The organism is Rhodovulum viride (assembly GCF_003265965.1).
In the GTDB taxonomy this organism is placed as follows: domain Bacteria; phylum Pseudomonadota; class Alphaproteobacteria; order Rhodobacterales; family Rhodobacteraceae; genus Rhodovulum; species Rhodovulum kholense.
In genome coordinates, this window is sequence record NZ_MUAV01000102.1 from 1 (window position 1) to 1,124 (window position 1,124).

2 protein-coding genes are annotated in these 1,124 nt (G+C 64.9%); both read left to right on the forward strand.

What is annotated here, in order from left to right; genetic code table 11:
• Nucleotides 1-497, forward strand: a 497-nt coding sequence (locus tag BYZ73_RS23095) for a hypothetical protein (RefSeq protein ID WP_181498163.1), incomplete at its 5' end; no start/stop codon positions are given.
• Between the two features lie 18 nt (nt 498-515).
• Entirely contained in the window at nt 516-827 is a 312-nt protein-coding gene (locus BYZ73_RS21205) for a hypothetical protein (protein WP_075784015.1), read from the forward strand.
• Nucleotides 828-1,124: the final 297 nt, after the last annotated feature.

The following is a 1,124-nucleotide window of genomic DNA, read 5'->3' on the forward strand; positions in this document are numbered from 1 at the left end:
CGGACCAGGACCTGCCCTGGCGCGCCATCGACGTGCGCGCCTGCAAGGACAACCCCGTTGCCCTTGCCGAAGGCGCCACCGGCGCCCCGAGGATCATGCCCCGGGCCATGAGCCAGACCAACCTTCTTGGCCGTTTCAACCTTTCCGGCCCTAGCCCGCTGGATGCAAGCATCATCACGGGCCTCGACGGGGTGCGCGATATGCGTGTTGATCTGTGCTGGTTTCGCACCGGCGGGGATTCCGCTCTGAGGTTCGCCTTGAACCGAGACGGAGCAGGCTCCACGGGCTGGATCAATCTGGGCGGTGGCAACAACATCATTTCCAATTGCTCGCTGTATGTGAACCTCGTTACTGGTCAATGGAGCGTGATGGGGAATACGGCTGGAGCGTTCGGGACAGGAGCGCTTGCCCCCTACAACCGCATATATTTCAACATTGAATCTATCGGCACTCAGAACCTGATCGGCGTTGCGCACTCAATCACGGGCCGGACATGACCGTGCGGATGTGTCACCATGCTTGACGCAACCGACAACGCGATCCGGACCCTGCTGGCGATCCTCGGCGGGCTGGTCCTGGTCTGGCTCCGGACCGATGGCATGGCGGTGATCGCCCGCATGGGCATCGTGATCGCCTCGGGCGCCATCGGCTATGTCGCAGGCCCCGAGATCGCCCTCTGGCTCGGCACGCCCGAGCGGCTGACCATCGTCGGCGTGACCGTTCTCGGCCCGCTGGCGCTCGAAACCGCCGCCGCGGCGCTCCTCTGGCTCAAGCGCGACCCCGCCCATCTGGCCGAGATGCTGCGCCTCTGGCGGGGCGGCAAATGAGCCTGCCCCTCTATCTCACCCTCACCGCTGCCATCTGGCTGGCGCTGATCGTCTGGCCCTGAGACCGGGGCCCAGAGACCGGTCCGGAGGCCGACCGTTAATCAGGCGCTGCTTGAATAGGGCGCCCGGCACTGCGCCGACACCAATCATCCCTCAAATAGCCCAAGGAGGGCGAAATGCCGAACTTCATCCTGAAGTCCCTTCCCGCGTTGATTCCGAACTGGCGGGCGGTCCTGTGGCGGTCGCACTCGATGCGCGCGCTGATCCTCGGCGTGATCTGGACGGGCCTCGTCTCGA